This is a genomic window from Erwinia sp. V71, from assembly GCF_965644245.1.
GTDB lineage: Bacteria > Pseudomonadota > Gammaproteobacteria > Enterobacterales > Enterobacteriaceae > Erwinia.
Genome location: NZ_CBFFRK010000313.1, coordinates 1 through 321, shown reverse-complemented (window position 1 = coordinate 321; position 321 = coordinate 1). Strand labels below are relative to the sequence as shown.

Annotated in this window: 1 pseudogene; it reads left to right on the top strand. The window is 43.9% G+C overall.

The features are described from left to right. Positions 1-72: 72 nt before the first annotated feature. Positions 73-231, top strand: a pseudogene (locus tag ACSZO1_RS22780) (recombinase); the annotation flags it as partial. Positions 232-321 lie beyond the last annotated feature (90 nt).

Here is a 321-nt window from a genome sequence, read left to right as displayed (position 1 = left end):
GGCTGATCGAAGAGATGCGAAACTGTGATCGAACTTCGATGCCAATCCGTGATCGTTCAGAGCGGAATACGCATGCATCACTCGGGGAATAATGATCCTATGGCCGAACATTACGATTTTTCGGAAGAGATTCTGAAAGAAGAATTGACACTCAAGCGGCAGGCGTTCACTGCACATGAAGATAGTATCATGGCTCAGGTGGCTATAATAAAACGCCGGTCATTATCATAAAGGGAGGTGAATATGGCTAAGGAAGGTGCGATTTAATCGTCAATTATGAGAACATAACTCTTTCTTTGACATAGACTTTTCACGATGCCC